The sequence below is a fragment of the Thiohalophilus sp. genome (genome assembly GCF_031581315.1).
In the GTDB taxonomy this organism is placed as follows: domain Bacteria; phylum Pseudomonadota; class Gammaproteobacteria; order UBA6429; family Thiohalophilaceae; genus Thiohalophilus.
The window spans coordinates 24,132-25,204 of record NZ_JAVLAZ010000028.1 but is presented as its reverse complement, the minus strand read 5'-3'; the positions used below and the strand labels follow the sequence as shown (position 1 = coordinate 25,204).

Annotated in this window: 1 protein-coding gene; it reads left to right on the top strand. The window is 55.6% G+C overall.

What is annotated here, in order from left to right:
* Positions 1 to 87: 87 nt before the first annotated feature.
* The coding region (locus tag RI563_RS05945; protein WP_310693446.1) for a CHASE domain-containing protein at positions 88 to 1,073 on the top strand (986 nt) is incomplete at its 3' end.

The window sequence follows — 1,073 nt, the reverse complement described above, 5'->3', positions numbered from 1 at the left end:
GCGACATAGCATGTCAGCTGGCCCGAACAATGGTATTTTACTCTCCATGAGAAAGCTGCCCTCAACAAGCGATCGCAGGAGGGGCCCGTGCTGAGCCTGGATCTGCGCTCCTACCTGAACCGTCTCTGCATGGTTATTATCGTGCTGGGCACGGTGGTGGCGTTCGTGCTGTTTTTGTATATCCGGGATAACGAACAAAAGAACGTCGAGTATCAGCTGCAGCTGGCTTTTGATGAACATTATAATGCGATTCACGCCGAAGGCGATGTGCTGGATAAAATCATGCAGGCATTGCATGGACTGTACGATGCCTCCGAGGAAGTGGAACGGCATGAGTTCAAACGCTTCAGCCAGGATGTCGCACTGCGCCATCACTATCTGAAAGCGGTCTTCTGGCTGCCCCGTTACCAGTCAGCCCCGTTTACCTACCCGGTGGAGTTTGCCGAACCCATCAGATACCTGGTCGCGCTGGGTGGAATCGACATGGCGGATGAACCGGCTTTCCAGCAGAAACTGGACGCGGCCGCGCGCGAACAACGGTCACTGGTATTACCGGATCGAAACAATGAAGAAACCGGTTCAATGCAATCAATCCGGTTATTTATGCCCGTCTATCCCGAAGAGGGGCTGATCCCGCGCGGCTTTGTCATGTTGCTGCTGGATGTCGACGAGTTTATCGACTCGGCGCTCTCGCATCGCACCACAGCCAAACACACTCTTGATATCGCGATCACCCACGGACCGGACGACCGTGTGCTGTTCTATCACCCTGCCGATCCGCATTCACAAAAAGAAGACGTGTCGCAGTGGATACAGCAGGAAAATGTTGACCGGCGCACGCTGCATTTCCTCGAACAAAACTGGACGCTGCTGATTCGACCGGTTCCCGGCCACTATCCCGAGTCCCTGTCGCTGATGTCATGGTTTGCCCTGTTCGCTACCCTGGCCATCACCTTTTTGATCGCCGGGGTGCTCAACAGTACCCTGACCCGCCGCAATTATGCCGAAACCCAGGTGGCCGAGCGGACCCGGGCCCTGCAAAAGAGTGAGGAACGCCTGGCGCGGCTTTACGA